The 19,422-nt window shown below is 51.1% G+C and carries 21 protein-coding genes; all 21 read right to left on the reverse strand.

All coding sequences use genetic code 11. The features are described from left to right. Nucleotides 1-5: 5 nt before the first annotated feature. Nucleotides 6-548, reverse strand: coding sequence for a hypothetical protein (locus tag NSS79_RS20520; protein WP_342435910.1), 543 nt, complete (start codon nucleotides 546-548; stop codon nucleotides 6-8). After that, complete coding sequence (locus NSS79_RS20525; protein WP_342435911.1) at nucleotides 545-1,375, reverse strand: baseplate J/gp47 family protein; 831 nt, start codon at nucleotides 1,373-1,375, stop codon at nucleotides 545-547. Before NSS79_RS20525 ends, NSS79_RS20520 begins: the two co-directional genes overlap by 4 nt. After that, nucleotides 1,372-1,812 (reverse strand): DUF2634 domain-containing protein, encoded by a 441-nt coding sequence (locus tag NSS79_RS20530; RefSeq protein ID WP_342435912.1) that lies wholly within the window; start codon nucleotides 1,810-1,812, stop codon nucleotides 1,372-1,374. The genes NSS79_RS20525 and NSS79_RS20530 overlap by 4 nt, the downstream gene beginning before the upstream one ends. After that, the gene (locus tag NSS79_RS20535) at nucleotides 1,802-2,143 is read right to left on the reverse strand and encodes a hypothetical protein (RefSeq protein ID WP_342435913.1); all 342 of its coding nucleotides are present in this window, start codon (nucleotides 2,141-2,143) and stop codon (nucleotides 1,802-1,804) included. Before NSS79_RS20535 ends, NSS79_RS20530 begins: the two co-directional genes overlap by 11 nt. A 2-nt stretch (nucleotides 2,144-2,145) precedes the next feature. Then, nucleotides 2,146-3,126, reverse strand: a complete 981-nt coding sequence (locus NSS79_RS20540; RefSeq protein WP_342435914.1) for a hypothetical protein — start codon at nucleotides 3,124-3,126, stop codon at nucleotides 2,146-2,148. A gap of 1 nt (nucleotide 3,127) precedes the next feature. Beyond that, nucleotides 3,128-3,766, reverse strand: coding sequence for a hypothetical protein (locus NSS79_RS20545; RefSeq protein WP_342435915.1), 639 nt, complete (start codon nucleotides 3,764-3,766; stop codon nucleotides 3,128-3,130). A 3-nt stretch (nucleotides 3,767-3,769) separates the two neighbouring features. Continuing rightward, nucleotides 3,770-7,660, reverse strand: a complete 3,891-nt coding sequence (locus NSS79_RS20550; protein WP_342435916.1) for a hypothetical protein — start codon at nucleotides 7,658-7,660, stop codon at nucleotides 3,770-3,772. 503 nt (nucleotides 7,661-8,163) lie between these two features. Continuing rightward, a complete protein-coding gene (locus tag NSS79_RS20555; RefSeq protein WP_342435917.1) occupies nucleotides 8,164-8,574 on the reverse strand; it encodes a hypothetical protein in 411 nt (136 codons plus the stop codon). A 64-nt stretch (nucleotides 8,575-8,638) separates the two neighbouring features. Continuing rightward, nucleotides 8,639-9,082, reverse strand: a complete 444-nt coding sequence (locus NSS79_RS20560) for a phage tail tube protein (RefSeq protein ID WP_342435918.1) — start codon at nucleotides 9,080-9,082, stop codon at nucleotides 8,639-8,641. Nucleotides 9,083-9,085: 3 nt separating this feature from the next. Beyond that, on the reverse strand, nucleotides 9,086-10,438 hold the full coding sequence (locus tag NSS79_RS20565) for a phage tail sheath subtilisin-like domain-containing protein (RefSeq protein WP_342435919.1): 1,353 nt from the start codon (nucleotides 10,436-10,438) through the stop codon (nucleotides 9,086-9,088). After that, on the reverse strand, nucleotides 10,419-10,676 hold the full coding sequence (locus NSS79_RS20570) for a hypothetical protein (protein WP_342435920.1): 258 nt from the start codon (nucleotides 10,674-10,676) through the stop codon (nucleotides 10,419-10,421). Before NSS79_RS20570 ends, NSS79_RS20565 begins: the two co-directional genes overlap by 20 nt. Beyond that, nucleotides 10,673-11,167, reverse strand: a complete 495-nt coding sequence (locus tag NSS79_RS20575; RefSeq protein WP_342435921.1) for a hypothetical protein — start codon at nucleotides 11,165-11,167, stop codon at nucleotides 10,673-10,675. The genes NSS79_RS20570 and NSS79_RS20575 overlap by 4 nt, the downstream gene beginning before the upstream one ends. After that, entirely contained in the window at nucleotides 11,164-11,652 is a 489-nt protein-coding gene (locus NSS79_RS20580) for an HK97 gp10 family phage protein (protein ID WP_342440414.1), read from the reverse strand. The genes NSS79_RS20575 and NSS79_RS20580 overlap by 4 nt, the downstream gene beginning before the upstream one ends. A gap of 315 nt (nucleotides 11,653-11,967) precedes the next feature. After that, nucleotides 11,968-12,354: a hypothetical protein gene (locus NSS79_RS20585; RefSeq protein ID WP_342435922.1), complete on the reverse strand. Its 387-nt coding sequence runs from the start codon at nucleotides 12,352-12,354 to the stop codon at nucleotides 11,968-11,970. Then, entirely contained in the window at nucleotides 12,332-12,637 is a 306-nt protein-coding gene (locus tag NSS79_RS20590) for a Rho termination factor N-terminal domain-containing protein (protein ID WP_342435923.1), read from the reverse strand. The genes NSS79_RS20585 and NSS79_RS20590 overlap by 23 nt, the downstream gene beginning before the upstream one ends. Beyond that, nucleotides 12,637-13,584, reverse strand: a complete 948-nt coding sequence (locus tag NSS79_RS20595) for a major capsid protein (protein WP_342435924.1) — start codon at nucleotides 13,582-13,584, stop codon at nucleotides 12,637-12,639. Before NSS79_RS20595 ends, NSS79_RS20590 begins: the two co-directional genes overlap by 1 nt. Before the next feature lie 24 nt (nucleotides 13,585-13,608). Beyond that, a complete protein-coding gene (locus tag NSS79_RS20600) occupies nucleotides 13,609-14,838 on the reverse strand; it encodes an XkdF-like putative serine protease domain-containing protein (protein ID WP_342435925.1) in 1,230 nt (409 codons plus the stop codon). Nucleotides 14,839-14,867: 29 nt separating this feature from the next. Next, nucleotides 14,868-15,698 (reverse strand): phage minor head protein, encoded by an 831-nt coding sequence (locus tag NSS79_RS20605; RefSeq protein WP_342435926.1) that lies wholly within the window; start codon nucleotides 15,696-15,698, stop codon nucleotides 14,868-14,870. Further along, nucleotides 15,691-17,169 carry a phage portal protein gene (locus NSS79_RS20610; RefSeq protein WP_342435927.1) on the reverse strand — a complete coding sequence of 493 codons (1,479 nt, stop codon included), beginning with the start codon at nucleotides 17,167-17,169 and terminating at the stop codon, nucleotides 15,691-15,693. The genes NSS79_RS20605 and NSS79_RS20610 overlap by 8 nt, the downstream gene beginning before the upstream one ends. Before the next feature lie 2 nt (nucleotides 17,170-17,171). Then, complete coding sequence (locus tag NSS79_RS20615; protein ID WP_342435928.1) at nucleotides 17,172-18,491, reverse strand: PBSX family phage terminase large subunit; 1,320 nt, start codon at nucleotides 18,489-18,491, stop codon at nucleotides 17,172-17,174. Beyond that, entirely contained in the window at nucleotides 18,475-19,356 is an 882-nt protein-coding gene (locus tag NSS79_RS20620; protein ID WP_342435929.1) for a phage terminase small subunit-related protein, read from the reverse strand. The genes NSS79_RS20615 and NSS79_RS20620 overlap by 17 nt, the downstream gene beginning before the upstream one ends. Nucleotides 19,357-19,422: the final 66 nt, after the last annotated feature.

Below are 19,422 nucleotides of genomic sequence, written 5' to 3' on the forward strand. Positions count from 1 at the left end.
AAACCTCACCCTCCCCCAAGCGGCATCTCAAACCCGCAAATCGGAAAGTCTACTCCGTGCGAGTAGCCAATACCATTTATTTTAATGACTTGCGATGGAACTAGTGAACTGAAAACCGCACGTCGAATATGAATCGGCCGGATATATTCAAAGTCCACCTGTAATCCAGCCATATTGACAGGCTGAGAAAGCGAAAATTCAAATTGTATCTCCTGGGCCAAAAAATCCTCAGAAACGCTTAATAGCTTCCCATGCTGGTTGCCTATATCCCGTAATACTGGCAGCCGAAACGCTCGATGCCCCCAGCGCTTTCGCCGGATCGCCTCCCGGCGCTCATCGTCGCTCCCTGATTGGGTCTTCCGGAAGTATACCCAATCCCAGATCCACAACGCCCAGGTCGATCTACGGAGAATAAACTGATTGCCCAGGTCGTCGATCGTCTTCAGTCGATCATCCATTTCCTTCTCAAAAACTGAGAAATGCCGGTCTGCCATATCGATTTCGTACCAATATGGCGGCAGCATTTCTCGATATCTCAGAGGTATCATGACAGAACCACCTCCACGCGCAATACCGATGAAGGTGGAAGGTCAACGTCCTCAGTACCCCCATTAAGCTGCAAACTATCGTAATCCTCAACGCCAGGGATCAGCAGCAGCGCAGCTACATAATTGTAAATGAGTCTCGCACGGCCATTGGCATAATCCAGCACACGTTGTTGAATGGTTGCGGCCAGCGCAGCCAGATCAGCACCACCAGAGAGAAGCATATGTGCTTCCAGTCGAACGGTAAAGACTGGTGCCGGATGCACCCCCAAGTCATGGCCAGCGATCCGCCGTTCTTCCCACATCCACGACTTGACGGTGTCTGCAAATGCTTCGGTGATTGGCTGCCCCTCCAGGTCCGTAAGATAGAGATCAATGGAGTTCTCATGCCGCTCCTTCTCCCGGGCAATGGCTCCACCGACCCCGGCCATTTCCAATGCCCAAGTTTCATAATCTTTCCGACGTCCGCTGCCGATTTCAGTGGCCGCCCGCTCCAGCATTCGTATCCGGAAAGTGTCGTCACTCTCACCGTCTTTTCGAGTAAGCCCAGCAGCCCAGCCATGACCATCCAAATACTCGGAATCCGCCCAGATTGGGAAGCCTTGCAGGAAACCATATGTCCATAGCACCTGCTGTTCCGCAATCTCGATAGCCAGTGGGTGCCACAGGTCATAAAAAAATTCACCTTCATCCGTGGGCGGCGGTGGTAAGCCGCGCTCCTGAGCCAAGGCTATCGCTCGATTAACCCAGCGCCGATATATGTCCTCTGGGGTTTCCTCCAGGATCGCCATGCTTGGGAGCGCCGGCAAGTCTGTTAATTTAATAGTCATACGCCAATAACCTCCTCCAGTTCAGCGTTGCCAGCAACGCCTATTAAAGAAATGCTTAGGTGCATCTCATGACCAGCTCGTTCCATTGACCTCACTTCCGCCCGCTGGATCTCAGCATGAGCCATTAACGCTTCTTCAATATCACGCTTGATCTCTACGTCCTCCCAACCGGACCACTCGGACCTTTCAACACCGACCTCATCCCCATACAATACATAGCGGAAACGCTCGGTGTTCAAAATCTTCAAGGCTGTCTGTACCAGATACTCTTCATAGGTACTGGTCTTTTTAGGATATCCAGCATCATCAAGCACTGCGCGCCGATTACGGTAATCAATCATGTAAGTCCATTTGTTGGCCGAGACGACCGATTCCGTGAGTTCGACCTCGCCAAGGTCCGCAAGGTCCAAATCAGGAAACAAACTATCATCCACCATTGCCGCCCACATCCTTTCCGTGTACGTAATAACGCTGTCCAGTTAATCGGGAGACAATGAGTCGGTCACCCGCTTGCAGGGGGCTGGGGAGAACCAGGACACCTGTAAGCATCGAAGCAGACGGCTGTTTGACCTCAAACACTGCATCGATGCGCCGCTCCTGCAGATACTCTGCAAAGACCAACTTGTCCGCGGGGTAAGGCTCCTGATCACCGTCAACTTGAATCGCCGGGCTCCCCGGCCAGCTCAAAAGCGTTGCCCTCTCGGTGTCCCGGGCATCAATATGACCGATCATCTTCTCCCGCATCAGCTTAAGCGCGTCATTAAGCAATGTTATTCTCTCCTTTCCAGTTCAAGCTTTACGGTATACATACCGTTTTTAAAGCTGGATTCCGCACTCTCCACTATCCATTTCGAGGTGTGGTCCGTCTTGATCAGCACCATCCACCCAGCGCGCAGGCGAGACAACGAGTGATCTTCATGTTTAACGGTGATCTTCTTAATCTGCTTGGCCTGCGACAGAGCCTTCAGGCGTTGTGTGGCAATTGTGGCCGGATCCTCATCCTCTTCCGCCTCAAAGATCTCTTCCATTCGGCCTATGGCCTTCACCGCACCGGCTGCCGTCTTAGTGACGGAGGATGAGAGTTTGTCATCCTTGTACTTTTGCACGGTCACAACCGTGTAAGTCTCCTCAATGCTATAGCCGGCGGTGCTTGCCTCCATTTGCTCCGGGATAAAGACGGGAACAAGAGTGTTCTTCCCCTCTCGAACCACCTGCAGGTAGAAACTTTGATCCGTCCGAAAGACGTCTACATGGTATCGGTAGCCGCTCCGCTCATATGCTTTTTGCAACACGTCCAGAATAATTTCAGAATGAGCCATCGTTCCGTACCGTTCGTCCAGATTAAATCCCAACTTCGGACACCGGAAGTCAACACCAGTTGACTTAATATAACGCTGAAGTTCCGAGCCGGCTTCCCCCTTTAGATAAGGACGAGCGCCTTTATTCTTCGCGAGATACCAACCAATTTCTCGGGCGTCGATTTCCCATTCATCTGTAAATTCATTTTGCTCAAATTTGAGAATCGGACCATGAAAAAACTGATTTTTACCGTGTAGCAATGCAGCTCCCTTTATTTGCTGAGAAAAGCACATCAAAGTCCCTGCGGCTTTCAAGTCAGATGCATTTCGCAAGCGGACAGTCATGCTGCGTGCGATCTCATCCCGCGAAGAAGACCAAGACAACTCTGTGATTGCATCAGTCAGCAAAAATCGACTGTTCTCCTTGCCATATAAAACGGCGATATTGTCCAAGTTATTTCCCTCCCTTTACGCTGGAGGTCTTATCCAAGATCCGTTCCTTTTGAGCCAAATAATCGAAATTGCCTTTAGCATTGTCAGCTGCCGCTTTCTTCTCAGCCTTCTTCTGCTTATCGCTTTTCTTTTTTTTATTCTTCGCAGTCTTCTTCCCAGTGGTGTTTGAGCGGCTCTTAGATGATTTGGTGATGATCACGCCAGGCTTCAGGAGCTGCTTTGTGTTTGAATAAGTTACGATTTTAACTGGGTTGTACTCTACAAGATTGAAGTTGATATGCAAATTAGCCTGGCCATCTTTATAAGTAGCCTCGAAACTCTCAAACCACATGGTCTGGCTGAACAGTGATTCGAAGTTAATAATCACCGGCTTCGCTTTCCATTGCTCCATAAGCTTCCATGCCTGCTCTGGTGACTGATATTTCACCGTCTCTTTTCCAGTTTCCCAAATCTCTTTCCAAGCACGCGGGAAGATAACGGAAAAAGAGACCCGCTTCAGTTTCGAAGTGAGTCTCTTCCCTGTCTTTTCTTGCCCAGTGATTACAACAAACGTTTCAACTTCATTACTAGATGTAATCTGTATCTCTGCTGGTGTAATCGGGAAGGTGAACCGATTCTTATCACGAATCATCGTCAGCATCGATCATCCCCCGCTTTCCAAAGCTTTATAAAGTTCCTCACCAAAGATTTTACGGAATAATGCCCGCCCCTGCGGGCTGTTAAGCATTTTCGCAAAATCAGCAAAGTTCGTTATTCCTTTGGCCAGTTCGCCAAAGTCGATGTTGATATTCTCAATTACGACGTCGCGCATCGATGCAGGGGCTTGTGCAAGCGTCTTGGCCACTGGAATACTGGAAGAGGACCTCATTCCTACTGCACCACCGTTTGCATAAGGACGGGCACCCAGCAGTTCACCTGCTTGTTTCCACAGATCAAGCCCGCGGCCTCGCTTCCCTGCAGACAGTGGAATAATCATTTCTGGACCTGCTTCGCCGACCAGACCGAGATGAGGGTCACTGATTAAGCCCCCAAACGCATATTTCTTCTTTTTCCGCTTCTTTCTGCGGCCGAAGAAACCGGAAATTCCATCAAACAGTTTGGTTGCCAGCTTCTCACCACCGATCGTCCCCAACAGACCGCCGATCGCGCCACCAACAGCCGTGCCGACACCAGGCATCAAGAAAGTGCCTAACAGTGCTCCCGTTGCAGCTCCGCCGGCGATCCCTCCTCCAATTCCACCGGCGACTTTGGCAGCCTGCCGTCCTCGTTTACCTTTGCCAGCAAAGAGGATATCCCAACCGTCCATAGCATAACCAACTGGTCGCACCACTTTACCCAGAAGTTTCGTCCCCTTGGCAAAAGTCTTCATCTTGGCGGCTTGCCTACGCAATTGATGACCAGTTGCCCGGATTTTATACGCATCTGTGAGGCTGCTGGCTTTGCTCATAGCCTTTGTGTAACGCTTCAGGCCTTGCTTTTTCACCATTTGAAGGGATCCATGGATCCCTTCAGCATAGCCGGCTCCGTAACCTATTCTGTCGTTGTTATCATCGATGTAGGCTTTAGCCTGTAACCCTGTAGTCCGGAGCTGTTGCGCTCCGACAATGCCACCATTGGCATAAGCGCGGACACCGAGCATTTGCCCTGCCCGTTCCCACAATTCCACACCACGCTTGCGGCGACCGCCAGAGAGCGGAATGATAGCTTCCGGTCCCGCCTCACCGACTAACCCGATATGAGGCCGAGTAATAATATCTCCGTTCGCATAAGTGGCACCGCCGCTGGACCTTGATGATGAAGGGGCGGCAAAAGATGTTGCTGCTCCCGCTCCAGTTAGAGTAGACAAGATGCCCATCGCGCCGATCGCTGTCGACTTCAGTTCCGGAAACTTACTCTGCATGCCCTGAGATATGCCTGTAATAATCCCACTGCCCCAGCTTTGACTCTGGCTCGTAACCGTTTGAATCGATTGCAGATGCTGCTTTGTCTCGTCTGCTGCCGTCTTCACTGACGCTCCAATTCCGAGCAGGCCAATGCCTGCAGCGCTGGCTCCTTGGACAATACCGTCTGTGCTGGTCTTTGTGCTTACACCCAGCTGCTGAGTCTGTCCAGATGTTTTCTGTGCAGCTGCTCCAACGGCTTGCACATTTTGCTGAGCTTTGCCTGATTCCGTGCTTTTCCACGCGCCAACAAATGTATTCTTAATCTTATCGACAGTACCTTTCACACCGCTCTCGTTAACGGCGCTGGTCAATGCAGTCTTTAATCCATCCTTGGCCACATTCGCGCGGAAGACATTGAATGTCTCCTGCAGCTGCTTTTCACGCTCGGGCGTTAAGTTCCCAAAGGTGACCTTGGATTCAGGCGGAGGTTTAACCTCTGGCTTTTTCTCTTCCTTCTGCTTGGTGATGCCGAGCCATCCACCTATAGACAATGCCGCATCCTTAATGCCGCCAGCAGCCGAAACCACTCCATCAACAACGGACTTTGTAACCCCGCTTGAATCGGCTAGGGAGCCCAATTTATCGCCAACCCATCCGCCCGCTGTTGCTCCAAATGCGGTTCCAAGCGGACCCGCGATAGAGCCAACTATTCCCCCGACTATCCCTCCAGCCGTACCACCTACCATGGAACCGCCAGTCGAGGATATGCCTGCCCTTAAACCGTCTTCCTTTGAAGCTTGGTAGAGATCATATCCAGTAAGACCAACCCCAGCCACAGTTCCTAAAATACCGGCAGCTTTAAGAGCCTTCTTTCCACCTTTAAATAATCCTCTGATTCCTCTTCCGCCCGGTGCATCCGGTATCACATCGGGTATCGGTGAACGTGTCGGAAGCCTATTGGTGTTTCGGTAGGTTACACGGCCTGTGCGCCGTTGCCCCACATCTGGAGTATCGATGTCAGGAATGTCCGGTGTGCTCGTCCTACGACGTGCAGAGAGAGACCCATTCGAGTTACGGCCACGCTGTGTGTTTCGGGCATTTGCTCCACCGCTTCCAGATCGACCGCGTCGCCCCCGTCTCTGACCACCTCTGTTATTTCTCCCACCGCGATTTTGCCCACCAAGCCCTCCAGCCTCGTTGAGATAGACCACACTTGCATTTACAGTCATGGATGATAAGGAGCTCAGCCCGCCAATTCCTCCGTTGCTGCCACTACCTCTACGCCCTCGATTAAGCGTGAAGCGGCGACTTGTAGGGCCGCCTACTTCTTCGGATGGAGCAGAAGTAGGCGGAACACCTGCATTTCCCCAACTTAACCAACTCCGGACTTTACTAGCTCCAGCAACCGTTTTTTCTTTTAACCCTTTTCCGAGTTTTGCTACTTTAAAAGCAGCGATGCTACCTCCAATAAGTAACAACCCATTGTTAATTGTGTTGAAATTGTCATTGTAAAAGCTTGTCATTTTGCTGACCATGCCAACAATTTTTGAACCAAGTTCTTGAATATTATCTTTATTTTCTGTGAGAAGGGTATTAAATTCTTGAAGCACCGGAAGTACAGCCGTTGATAAATTCGCACCCAGTTCCTGCATTTGCTGATCGATCTGCGCACGAGTTTGAATAATATCCTGCATCGGATTAGCGGCCTGTTGAGCTTGAACCATCCTTTCCGTTGTTCCTGCAATCCCAGACGGTGCCGGCTGAAACGGTACTTGGAAGGTTTTGAGAACAGCAAGCCCATTATCCTCTGCAGTAGCCGAGCCAAGCGAAACCAGTGAAGCTTTCAATTGACTCTGTGTTTGACTGGCCAGGTCAGCAACCAGGGCCATCAAAGCGCCCTTTGCACGCTGCTCATCGCCGGAATTGATATCACCAGTGAATGCCGCCGCTTGCTTCGCTGCGTCGTTCTTACCAGCTCCGCGCAGAGTGAAATACTTCTCCATATCGCCCGAATCGAGCGCTTTGACACCAAAGGTCTCCTTAATGAAGTCCGCTGGCTTGTCAAAATTGAAGGCTCCTTCCTTCACACTCTGGGTCAAGAAGTTGGCCATCTGCCCCGAGTTTGCGCCAGTGTTCTTAAAATATCCTGAATACTCCCAGAATGTATCGAAGAGATCCTGCTGCCGATCTCCTACTTCTTTATAGGCATACATCATGCTGTCGGCTACGGAGGCATAAGTTTCGCTGAACGTATCAGCCGACTGTGATAGGGCACGGTTAATTTCCTCCGAGCCAGCATCTGGCCGGATATATTGTATCTTTGACGAAGCGCTCAGAAAGTCGCTGGCTTGCGATTTATCCCGGACCAGTGGAGCCAGATCAGCTAATTGTCTGGCCCCTTCCGTTTGCGAAGGAATAATACCCTGAGCATTTAGATCTTTCACAGTCTGAAGACCTTTATCACGCGCAGTCGTAGGTAATAAGGCCGCGCTGCGGGAAGCTTCGGAGTAGTAATCCATGACATTATCGAATAATGCATCTTTGATCCCGCCGCCAATGAGAATCGCTCCAGCTGTTGCTGCTAAAGTTGTTAATTTTGAGGAAATCCCGTCTATAACCGGACTGACTCCATCTTGCGCTTGTATATGCACCCGAGAATCACTCAATCCGCGAATTTCTGAGTCTGCGCGAGATGCAGAGCGGCGCAATTCATCCGCGCCAGAACGAGCACGCCGGAAGATATCATCAACACTGGATCGTCCTAGTCGACGCGTCTCGTCTGCTGCACCACCAATGCGACTACTTAAATCATCCGCTGCGCTCCGGGATCTCCGAAGATCAGATACCAGGTTTTCTCCCATCTGCCCAGCGGCTCTCCGGAAATCAAGTAAATCATCGGTTGCTCCACGAAGTGCATTCCGCATATTCCGGACAGCACCGGAAATAAGGTCCTTCGCCTCGAACGGGACCGTAACCTTTGTTGTAGCAGCTATAATCTTTCACCTCCATCCCGCCTAGTTCTTGTTGGCCAGGCGCTTGGCTTCTTCTTCGGCGACCATGCCAGCAGCAAGACAGAAAAAATACTGCCGCTGCTTATCCACCTCATAAGGCAAGATCTCAGTCGGCAGCCGCTTCTGGTTTATCCAAAAGGACGCTACCCAGCTTGCTTCTCCGTCTTGCTTGATGAGTTTTTTGCTTCTTTCAGCAGAGCTTCCTTCGTTTCTTGGAAATTGCGTACAGCCTTGCTGAGTTCTGAATAATCGGCAGGATTGTCCAGAATGCGTGGCGGCAGCTCATACTTGCTGATGCAGTTATAGGCCAACAGCAAATCTTTGTTGTTCCAGTCAAATTCGTGCTCGGTAGCCTTAACGATCATAACGTCGATCTCGTTATAGGACTCTTTCGGATCACCGTTGTCTTCAAAAGACAGCTCGTAAGACCGACGCACCTCGATTGTGGTCAGCCGGCGGATAGACCATTCCTCTCCGTCTGCTGGTACTGTGATGGTGTCGTCTTTAAGGCCCTCTTTACCTTTGGCCAAGTATTTCTGCAATTTGTCACTCATTGTTTAAACCTCCGCATATTTTAAATTTTGTTTATAGATGAAGAAAAGGACGGTTGCCCGTCCTTTAAACCATGTAATCCGGGAACTGCTCGATAAAGTCAAAATCATTCGCTGTGCCAGACAGTGTAATATCAATACCGTTATTCTCGTCGATCTTGGCCACCAGAATGTCCATCTCATCGTGGATGTGGATACCGGAGATCATCACGCGTTCTGTATTACCTGTCTGACGATCTTCCAACGATCCGGTAATCCGGTCAAGATACATTGTCTTGCCCGCTTTGAAGTCCTCCAGCAGTCGGTACCGCAGCCTGGATTCCAGCTTGGACATGACCAGCTTCACGGTGATTTCAAACCCGACAATCTGCTTTGTTTTGCTCATCTTCCGCGCCCGAATAATATCCAGAGTCTCCGGCTTCAGGATGACCTCAATTTCCTTGATCGTCTGAATCGGATCTCCGTTATCATCCTGGACGGAGAGGTTACGACCAATTAGTTCGCGTTCCATGGATTACGCCACCTCCCAATCAATATTAAAGATTTCAATCGCATCCAGGGGTTTGGCCGACAGGGAAAAGTAAGCATAATCCATGTCGCTTTTCTTTGTCGGATGCTCTGTAAATGTAAATTCTGAGCCAATCGCCTTTTGTTCAGCACGGATTTTAAGGTATCCCACCACGGCCGCGATAAACAAGCCGCGGCCTTCTGGATCATTATCCAGCTTAGCCTTGTTCTTCTTGCCAGCAGCGTAAATGTCGTTGAGGACCTGATCAATCGTCATAGACACTCGGATTTTTCCGAAGTCCTCTCGTTCGCCGGCTCCCAGCGTGGTCAATGTGTTGACAGCCGACTCAATGATATAGTCGTAACCATCTCGTGTGGCCATAAGTGTTCCTTCGGAGAGACCTTTCAGAACCTCACTATGGCTCCAGTCCACCTTTGCCTGTGTCATCGGCACCTTTACGCCCGTGAAAGATTTATTAGCAGGCGTGCCAGCTGCCAACCCCGCCACCCAAGCCGCCCATTGCAAGGACGTATAGGTTTTGCCGTTGGTGTGCTCACCGGCTAAGGAGCAATTTATGATAAATCGGGCATTTGCTGCACGACTGCGCGCATTGTGAGCCTCAATATCGCTATCCGATGCTTCTGCACCCGCAACAACCAACTGCGCCAGCTTGCGCGCTTTATTCCGGCGATCCAGCAGCCATTGCTTGGCCGCTGCCTGCACAGCAGCGTCAGGGGAAGGCAGATACACAACATCAAACACCAGACCGTCAATACGATTAAAGATGCTGCTCCAGTTTGCTGCCGTAATTGCTGCGGTACCGGTGGTTCCGCCAGCCAGCTTGGTATAGGCTACATCGGCCAGTGTCACAGCCCCAGTATCCTTGAAGCGGACCATATTCGATTTCTGGAGCGCCTCAGCGGCACCGACCTTATCAGCCACAAGGAATGTCTCGGTGTCGTAAATCCCCTTTGTGTCCCGGATGACGATTTCTTTTTTGGACGCATCCACCAAGGCAGCGCGAACCATATATTCAAAATCATTACCCCGTGTTCCTGGGTAACGGGCCTCGATGGTGTAGCTGTCCTCCACGGCGGCAGCGGCCGCCTTTTCACTCCCGTTTGTTACCCGGTACCCGATTACGGTTGCTCCGCTCTCAGCCGCCAGTTCCAGCTCATCCACTTGCAGCCCTGTTTCCTTGATGCGCTCCGACTGATCCGTCATATCCACAGCTTTGTTCGGCAGGCCCCATTCGGCCTGATATGGCACCAGCACGCGTCCGGATACTGATAAGACACGCGACTTCGCGATCGCTTGTAGCTCCACATACGACCCGGCTCTACTCCGTTGTATCGACATTCACTGTTTCCTCCTTTGTTGTCAGACCCAAATAGGCGTCTACTTTTTGAATAACTTCCTGCTGCGACAACAGTGCATCATCCAAGCAATCAAAAAGAGCGCCAGCAATCTCAAAGCGTTCCCGCTTCAAGACCACTGCGCTCTCAATCCATTCCTGTTTGCTCCGCTTATTCAGGTCCTCTGCTGTTACCGGTAGACTGGACGGCTGCGGACGCTGTAATCGCTTGTTGCTACTCATGCCTGGTGCTCCTCTCCTTCGTAATCAGAATAAAAATCATTAATCTTGGCGACCGGGCTACCGTCACGGTTCACTAGCAGCTTCGGAACATGTAGCAGGTATGAATACCTGAAAGTGACTTCTAGCCGGTCATTCAGTGGCCGCGTGCGCGGAGCCTCGATCACCATCATAATGCCGAATCGCTGTGAAGCCACGCAGAACCGCTGCTGACGAAGGTACAGAAAGAAGGGGGATAAGTCAAAGGGGATCGGTTCTCCCGCTTCCTCAGTCCCGCTACGGTCGCTGTCGTAGTGAAAGACCAGACCCACATCCTCAATGATCCGGTCTGCCCTCGGCGTATGTGCCTTATCGGAGACAAGGTCCGTCTCAATGAACACGCTCGGACGATCAAACTGCCCTGCCAACCAGCGAGAGCGATTCCGCAGAATCGGAAGATCCGGGTAGACCTGCTTCACGAGTTCTGCCCAGGCTTGTAATCCCACATCCATCATGACAACATCCTCTCCAGCTCTTTCTCCAGCCGCTTAATGATCAGGGCGTTCATGCCGCCTTCCAGTTCCTCCACGGCAATATCAAAGTAACGCCGGCCTACAAATTCCCTGGGCTTTGCCATAAAGCCCGTTCGAGAGTTTGGATCGTATACAAACTGCCCGTTCGCTCTCCAAAATCCCGGCACAAAGTGAGCTTTGTGAATAGTGTATCCGTCATTGAGATGTCGCGCATAAGGAAGGTTGGATCCCACTTCAATAGAAATAGCATTGCGGTCCACATCCCACTCCCATACATTCGCGTCCTCGCCGCGGGAAAAAGAGTTCCACATCAGGCCAGTATCAATGAGCTCTTGTTTATCAATCTCATCAACAACAAGGTTCAGCAGCGTCTCGCCAACAGCCTCAGCGATGTTTCGAAGGATTTGATTAATCCCCTCATCACTAAGCCGTTTAAACTTCTTTGCCAATCCATCAAAGTCATGCATGTTCACTACCCTTCACCTCGCAAGTCACTAATAACTCACGCCAGTAACGACGCGGGTTAGAGTCAATCACCAGATACTTACGTCCGAACAGTAACACTTCGTCACTGATTCGGACGTCCGCTGTCTTCGGAACCCCTATTGTCTTTTTGACAATGTATATGACGGGTGTAGAATCCGCCTTGGCATCAGTCTGCGTCTTAACGACAAAACATTTCAAATCTGTGACTTTCGCGGATTTACGGTCGCTAAACAAGTTATCCGGATCCTGCTGACGGCCGACCCGATACACCGCCAGCGGGGTGTTCATGCGGTGATTCATAGCAAATAAGCCCGGATGTTGCCATCATCCGGCCCGGACTGCTGTTTTTTGACCCAGAGAAAAAGAATAGAGTCCACATCGGCATTGCCCGTGGTCTTCCCTGCAACAGCCTGTCGGGTATACGTCCAAGCACCGTCACTTTCCGCAGAATATCCACGGGCAACGGAAGCCAGGTATTCCTCACTGTCTTGCAAGGCCAGCGATTCCGCCAGCTTCACCCAGGCCAGCATAAGCTGTTTGTCGACAATCTCCGGGAAAAGAACAGGCAAATACAGCTCAATACGGGTCTGAGCATCGTCAATGTACTGATCAAGCTGTGCGTCAGTGGCTTCCTGCACGGCGCTGACACGGCTGCGGCTTTTAAGGAGTGTCGTTGTCAGCATGAGGCGGTTCACCGCTCTCCAGCGCCTTCAGGGCTGCGATTAGCTCTGGCTTCTTCAAGTCTGAAAAACCTTCAATTCCGGCTTTCTTCGCCTTGTCCTTCAGCTGCACCACCGACAAGTCCTCCAGCGGGATAATCTTCTCCTCATTAACTTCAAAATCCGGATGCTCCCGCAAATGCTTCAGCGCAGTCTCGTTTTCAACCAGGACTGGCTTAGCCGGCTCAAATCGGATACTATGCAGCCGGAGGGAGGCGTTTTTGCCCCTGTAGGTTACGTATGGCATTAAAATTCCACTCCTTCCACGTAGGCCAGGGCTTGCGGCTCCTCAAAGATGGCGTCAAAGTCGGAATGAGTGGCGTAGAATCGTTTGTCTGCATAGATGGCTTCCTTGCCCTCGGTCGTTTTGCGAATCTGCATGTCATAGGTGTTCACCATGGCAAAATTCGGTTGGTACGTGAAGAGCAGAGCTCCTTCTGGCATGCTCCAAACCTCTTCCACATCGTAGGCATTAATTTTCTTAACACCTCCAGTGATTTGCAGCTGGATGGATGCGCTGGTGTCCTGCTCTGCCAGTTTTTGCAACCGTTGGCTAAACGTATTCGGATGCATGAAGTATTTGAATACACCGCCGGCGCGGTAACGAGTGGGGATTGCACGCTCCAGCTCAAACAAAACACCCTTCTTCTCGGCGGCAGAAAGTGTCGCCCAATCCAAAAAGTGACCAGTCATTCTGGCAAGTTTCAGCCAACCGTCATTGATTTTCAAAAAATCATAATCAGGGTCAGTGTTTGGTGTGGCCACATCACCATTAAAGGCGATATCCTGCATGTTCTCTCCGTAGTTGTTCGCCATAGCGCGCATAATGATGTCCTCAGCGTTCTGACCACGTACCCGCTGCGTTTGACGGATAAATTCCTCCGTGATTTCAAACGGCAAAACAACCGGCTCCACCGCATAAGGGATCTGAGGGAAGGTTGGTGCTGTTGTGTTGCTGGCCATTACGTTTTCCTTCTTGCTACGCAGGTTCCGGCCACGCACACCGATCTTGTCGATGGTTCCCTTGGCACTGATCCGGTTCTCATGGCGAATCCCTTTCAAGAACCCATTGGCCTCATACGCCATTTCCGTGAACGCATCCACCTGCTCATAGTTTAAGGCTGTATTGTCCATCGGTGTAACAATCGTAGACTTTTGAATACTGGTTTTGGCAATAGTTCCGTTGGTCTTCATATATTGCATGCCTCCTTGGTTTAATTACAAGAATCCAGCGAAGCTTACTCCGCCAGCATTCTTGCTGATTTCATCTTGCTCGTCTCCCTGCACGGAAGCGCCACGGCTATTCTTCACCAACTGCACGTCTGATGCCAGCGCCTGCATTTGCTCTGTCAACGGGGTAAGGGCCTTGGCAATGGCTTCTGTCAAAGAAGCTTGCTCCGGCGTGGCCGCGTCTTTTTCTCCGCCAGCAGATTGTTCTTCCTCGCCACCCTCGGCCTTCTTAAGCTCCGCAATTTCAGCGGTTAGGCCTTCCACCTGTTTCGCTATCGGCGCAACGGCAGCCGTAACCGCCTTGGCAATATCTTCAGCTTTCAAATTGTCTTCCTCCTCGGACTCTTCCTCTACGGGAGCCGTTTTATTTTTTAGTTCAGTCAGTGCGGCAATGGCATCCTCCACATGTTTAAGGTTACCAGCGGAAATCTTCTTGCCGGCCTTGGCGATTTGCTCTGGCGGCGTCCCGATGGCTTTCACGATGTCCTCCTTGGTCAGCACTTCCTCAGCAATATCAACAAAGTCCTGCAGGGCCTCCCGGATGGTCTCCGGATCAGTTTCCAGTCCACTCTGCCAGCTGTCCCAATTAAAAAGAACCGAGTTGAGAGCATCCTGCGCCGCCCAAAATTCTCGGTTCTTCCGGTTCTTATGATATTTGTCAGCGACCGCGCCTTTTTCAATCAGGCCCAGCGCTTTAGCGATTCTACTCAAGAGCCCCTTGGATACCTCCTCTTCCTCCTCGATCTCTTCCCGCTTACCGACACCCCACATGGAAAAGCCGGTAATCTCGCCCTTTTGAATATCTTCCCATGTGTCGTCGTCCGTCACCTTCACACCAGCAACCCAGGAACCTTTGACAATCACCTGTTCACCAATTTCCATGTCACACGGTGCAATATAAGATTCAACAACATACCCCTTGTCAGCCTCCAGATCATGCTGCTTGTCGATGTTATAGGTGTGCTGCTTCTCCATAAAGAGATGCGCAGCCTTCTCGATTTCCTCAGCATCCATCTCATCTTCATGGGCATCTAACACATCCGGCTGATATACCACACCGATTACAACCCGCTTGGCAACATCGACCTTTGCGATCTGTACCTGTTTCTGGATGGCATTCTTCCCGGCAGCTTTGATGATAGCAAACGGTACACCGTTAGCCCCTTTGTCCACAAGAGAGATGTGCGTGATCTTAGCGTCTTTCAGTTTATAACTCATGTTCTGTTCTCACCCCCTTTCATAAAATATCAATCCATTACAGATTGCATCGTGCAACGACACTGAATAATCTCCTCTGCCCGTCCGGATGGATCACCCGGAAACATCAGCTTGCTCTTACCGACTTCAAAGGGCTTGTCCAGCGGCTGCACCTGGCCATTTGCTTTCCGGTGTGTCTTCCGGGTACGGTCCCCCTTGGAAGACCTCCACTTCTTACCGGCAACCACCTCAGATTCCTTCCAGCCCTCCAGCTTTCCACCATTGGCTGCGGCCGTGCTCAGCGTGCGAGAAACCTTAATAGCCCGCTCCATAGTAAATGGGCCGGCTTCGCCTGAAGCAGCAGCTTCGCTAATTCCCCGTACCAGCAGCGCCCGCTCGGAAGGCGTCTTGCCCTCCTTGATGGCTTTCTGAAAGGCCCGGGTCATGACGTCCTTGCTGGTCCCATTCATGTCTGGAACAAGCTTCTGCAGGTTCTTCGCAAAACGGGATGCTGCCTTGTTCTTGGTGGACCAGGTCTTGTCGGTGTTAAGCACCGTCAGCTCCGATTCACCAGCCAAATGGTACAGCGGAGTGAAAGCGTCATATACCGCCTGCTCGAACTGGACCGTGAATAGTTCTCCACTCTGAACCGATACCAAAACCTTCCCGATCTCTCCAATATCAATCAGCAGTTCCTCACTAAGCTCCAAGATCGCATCATGCAGCGCCTTCCCTTGCAGCTCAAGGATTTCAACTATCCGGCTCTCTCCCTGTTTGTACAGCTCCTCCAGCACTGCCCGCTCCGCATGGGTCAGTTCCAGGCTATCCAGGAACTCGGTATCGTCTGCTTTGGCGATCTGCTCCCAGCATTCCTTACACATGACTGGTTGCCTCCTCATGGCTCTGCCGCAGGAGTCGCTTGGCAATGGCGGATACCTGCTCTTGCAGATTATTCGCATCGGAGTCAGGTTCAGGCACAGTTATAGCCGGCTGGCTGTTCACAAGCTGTGCGATAGGCGTATCCAGGTATTCGGTGCTGTACTTGGACTCATCAATCGTGGTATCCAGCACTTCCTCGGCAATCGGGATCAGATCCCGAACCAGCATAATGCCACGGTCAGCGATAAAGTCCAGTAGCGCCTTGCGGTTCTCTGGATCGATGATGCGCGGCCCCCGCAGAGTCGCACGCACGCGGAATATCCCCATGGCTGGAAACAGACGCTTGTTAAAGATTTCGTCCATAATCCATTTGCGGTAAGGATCAAACACCTGCTCTTCAGCAAATTGCAGCGCCGCCTGCGCCGTTGCTCGGTTGTAATCAGAGCTTTGGCCTACAAGTATCGGTGGCAAACGGAACGAGGAAAGAATGTCTGCTTTCTTGTCCTTACCGTATTCAAGAAATAAGGCATCCTGCTGCAGCAGATCGTTCAGCTTGTCCAGCTTGATAGCCACCTTCTCAACCTTTTCATCCAGCGGTCCGCCGGTCTCTTCCCCAATGGCTTCCAAGTAGAGTATGCCGCCCTGGGACTGCGAACCTTTTACAGTCTTCAGCAGCTCCATGGATTGCTTGGTCAGCCGGCCATTGGTCACGGTCAGCAGCATGGAAAGCATACGACCATTGCTGAAATAGGAGACGTTCAATTCCTCTGCTTCTCGGCTGCCAACCACCCCTGGGGCATTACCGAACCAGCGCGGCTCTCCATACGGGCCGTCATTCCCCAGCCTAAGTGGTATGATCTGATTCCCTTCACCGTCGGTTCCAAACGGTCGGAACCATACCACCGAGTTCCCACGCTTCATGGCATACCTTCGCGCGTAAATGTCCTGAGAGAATTCCTCGACTTTCTTCGATGAGCGGATCAGTCGCTTACGTCTGATCGTTGCCTTATTGGTTTCCCGAGTACAACGGACAAATTTTGGATTAATACGGTATAACGTCGGAAACTCGCTGCCAGTTGGCCAAGCAACTTCAACATCCGCATTTCCAGTACTCTCGATATCTTCAATCAGAGAGCTTACAATCTCGTCTGGCGTATCCTCCAGATTACAGGTTTCAAGAAACTTTTCTGCACGATCCCATTCCTCTTTTGCCGTTTCGTCGTTTTCACCCGGCAGATACTCCAGCGCAATCCCATAGCCGGAAATGTTCCGTTTATATGCCTCAATGCACTGTGGGATGATGTTGCTGTTCTTGACCAGCAGCTTGCAGGAGGCAGGGTCGTTGCCAGGAGGGAAAGGCAGCAGCCCGTGCTGATCGTAGAGGTTTTCAAAACTATCCGGCAGCTGCGCGCTGGAGGGAATATGTCGGTCCTCTGCTTTTGATATTTGAAACCATTGCGCCTCACTAGTCATGATTACACCCACCCAACGCCATGATCATGTCGCTCCTCTCTCTCCTTTTTGCGCTGCTTCACTTCCTGCAGCAGATAATCAGTATGAATGCCATACCGGCGTGCGTCACAGGTATGGTCGTTTTGCTTAATGGGCTTGTCCTCGCCACGCTTGGCGGCTTTTTCATCCCAAACGTAAGAAACCAACTCCTGAAGGGAATTGGTGTTATCAGCACAGATATACAATTCATCGCGCTGGAACCGGTTAGACACGGTTTGAATGCCATCCAGCACCGTATTCACGGCGGCCCGGATGTTATTGATGCCACGTTTCTTCAATTCAATAATAAAAGCCTTTGCTGACGGGTCGATGAAGATTGAATATTCATCGCCGTCAATAAAGGCTTCTAGTTCATCAGCATATTCGCCATTTGTTTTCTCACCCTTATGCCTGATGTTATGATAGTACTCATCCAGCTCATAATAGACGTTCCCGCGGACCCCATATTTTAGGAATGCCGTCGGATTATTGGCTCCATAGTCGATACAAATGAATTTGCGATCAAACTTGGATGGGAACCAGTCTCGGGGCTTCTTATGAACCGCATCATTGAACTTGGAGAAGATAACTCCCTCGGCCATAACCCACAGACCCAAAATGTATCGCTGATAGAATATTCCGCTATACATACGCCGGTACCGCTCACGCACCCGCTCGGAGAGAGATAGGTTGTCCTCCATCGTGAAGTGTAGATGCAAAGCGTGCTTCTTCTGGATCTGGTCCAACCACTCCACCTTGAACCAGTGATACGGCCCAGCAGGGTTGCAATTGAACCAGAGTTTGGCTCCATCTACTGAACAACGAGCTGTCGCTTGATCAACGAAAGACTTCGGCATCAAGGCAACCTCATCGAAAAACATGCCTGCCAGCGTGATCCCGGCAATCAAATCCTGCGAGCTCTCATCTCGGCCACCAAACAAGAAAAACCGGTTGCTAACCAGCCCCCGGGTTACGGTCAGGACATTTTCAGATCGATTGTCGTGAACATGATACCCGCGGCTGGCCAGCATGCGCTTCAGCGGCCCGACTACGTTACGCCGTAGCGCGCCAATGGTCTTACCGGACATACCAAACTGCTCGCCTCGGAAGGTGTCCATCGCCCAGGCAATATAGGAGAAGGACATACAGACTGTCTTGCCAGCACGGACCGAACCATCACAGATGATAGCGTCTTTATCATGATGTGGACTTTCCGGCGTCCACCAGGTCAGCACCTTTAGCTGCTTATTCGAAAAAGGGGACCACTTGAACGCCGGCGGCTTGAGTTTAAGCTTCGTCATCATCGCCCCACACTCCCGCTGCCATGCCTTTCAGCGCATCGATAAAGCCATCATCCTCGAAGTCTTCCTTACCTCCACCACCGCGCAGCATTTGCAGCTCATATTGCATCGTCTCGATGCGGATCTGCTTCTCTTCATCGGTCAGTCGGTTCTTCAATTCAATGGCCCGGATCTTCTTATCCTGGATGCGGGTCAGCGCTTCTTCCAGTTTTACAATGTCGTCTAGCTTGCGGAAGCCTTTCTCCTCAATCTTCGATTCCATCATTTCGTTACGGCTATGCGGGATCTTCTTCGTGATACCGGTCTTCTCGTCGTGGATCTCAGCAACTTCCTTGATGGCTTTCATTTCGTACCATACACTACGCTCTGTTTCAGAGAGGCCATCCATTAGCTCTTTGATACGAAGCATCATACGACGCTCACGCAATGAATACATGGTAATTGATTCGTCAGCCTGAACGAGAGAGTCCGTATTTATCTGGTCTAATAACTGCTGCTCGGTTTCGGTCAGGGTATCCAGCCAGATGGTTTCATGCTCACCGGTAGTGACTGCCTTCTTGTTGCCAGGCGGCCCACCAGCACCGCCGCTGTTTCCTTTGGCGTTCTGATTCCCTGGGGGAGCGCCGCCGCGATTACCAGCAGCGTTTTTGTTCCCTTTGGGAGCGCCACGATGTGGAGCGTTCCCTTTGGAATCAAGTGGAACGTTCCCATTGAGTTCCTCTGCCCAACGGTCAACTGACTTCCATTTTCGAACCTTATTTTCGCCAACAAAAAGAGCAGCGGCGATGTCTTTAAGCTTCATCGTCCCGCTGCTCTCTAACCACATCTGTTTTGCCTTGTCCCGCTCGGGACTGCGTTCTCTGGCCATGCTACATGTCACCACCCCCCAGGTGCAGATCCTCTTATAAAGGATTCCGCTGAAAAATGTCGAACA

Source organism: Paenibacillus sp. FSL L8-0436, assembly GCF_038593025.1.
GTDB lineage: Bacteria > Bacillota > Bacilli > Paenibacillales > Paenibacillaceae > Paenibacillus_AQ.

Bases quoted from the DNA above. Each gene is read 5' to 3' on its own strand.
- NSS79_RS20520 (WP_342435910.1), bottom strand. From the start codon at position 548: ATGATACCTCTGAGATATCGAGAAATGCTGCCGCCATATTGGTACGAA.
- NSS79_RS20525 (WP_342435911.1), bottom strand. From the start codon at position 1,375: ATGACTATTAAATTAACAGACTTGCCGGCGCTCCCAAGCATGGCGATC.
- NSS79_RS20530 (WP_342435912.1), bottom strand. From the start codon at position 1,812: ATGGTGGATGATAGTTTGTTTCCTGATTTGGACCTTGCGGACCTTGGC.
- NSS79_RS20545 (WP_342435915.1), bottom strand. From the start codon at position 3,766: ATGCTGACGATGATTCGTGATAAGAATCGGTTCACCTTCCCGATTACA.
- NSS79_RS20555 (WP_342435917.1), bottom strand. From the start codon at position 8,574: ATGAGTGACAAATTGCAGAAATACTTGGCCAAAGGTAAAGAGGGCCTT.
- NSS79_RS20560 (WP_342435918.1), bottom strand. From the start codon at position 9,082: ATGGAACGCGAACTAATTGGTCGTAACCTCTCCGTCCAGGATGATAAC.
- NSS79_RS20565 (WP_342435919.1), bottom strand. From the start codon at position 10,438: ATGTCGATACAACGGAGTAGAGCCGGGTCGTATGTGGAGCTACAAGCG.
- NSS79_RS20570 (WP_342435920.1), bottom strand. From the start codon at position 10,676: ATGAGTAGCAACAAGCGATTACAGCGTCCGCAGCCGTCCAGTCTACCG.
- NSS79_RS20575 (WP_342435921.1), bottom strand. From the start codon at position 11,167: ATGATGGATGTGGGATTACAAGCCTGGGCAGAACTCGTGAAGCAGGTC.
- NSS79_RS20580 (WP_342440414.1), bottom strand. From the start codon at position 11,652: ATGCATGACTTTGATGGATTGGCAAAGAAGTTTAAACGGCTTAGTGAT.
- NSS79_RS20585 (WP_342435922.1), bottom strand. From the start codon at position 12,354: ATGCTGACAACGACACTCCTTAAAAGCCGCAGCCGTGTCAGCGCCGTG.
- NSS79_RS20590 (WP_342435923.1), bottom strand. From the start codon at position 12,637: ATGCCATACGTAACCTACAGGGGCAAAAACGCCTCCCTCCGGCTGCAT.
- NSS79_RS20595 (WP_342435924.1), bottom strand. From the start codon at position 13,584: ATGAAGACCAACGGAACTATTGCCAAAACCAGTATTCAAAAGTCTACG.
- NSS79_RS20600 (WP_342435925.1), bottom strand. From the start codon at position 14,838: ATGAGTTATAAACTGAAAGACGCTAAGATCACGCACATCTCTCTTGTG.
- NSS79_RS20605 (WP_342435926.1), bottom strand. From the start codon at position 15,698: ATGTGTAAGGAATGCTGGGAGCAGATCGCCAAAGCAGACGATACCGAG.
- NSS79_RS20610 (WP_342435927.1), bottom strand. From the start codon at position 17,169: ATGACTAGTGAGGCGCAATGGTTTCAAATATCAAAAGCAGAGGACCGA.
- NSS79_RS20615 (WP_342435928.1), bottom strand. From the start codon at position 18,491: ATGATGACGAAGCTTAAACTCAAGCCGCCGGCGTTCAAGTGGTCCCCT.
- NSS79_RS20620 (WP_342435929.1), bottom strand. From the start codon at position 19,356: ATGGCCAGAGAACGCAGTCCCGAGCGGGACAAGGCAAAACAGATGTGG.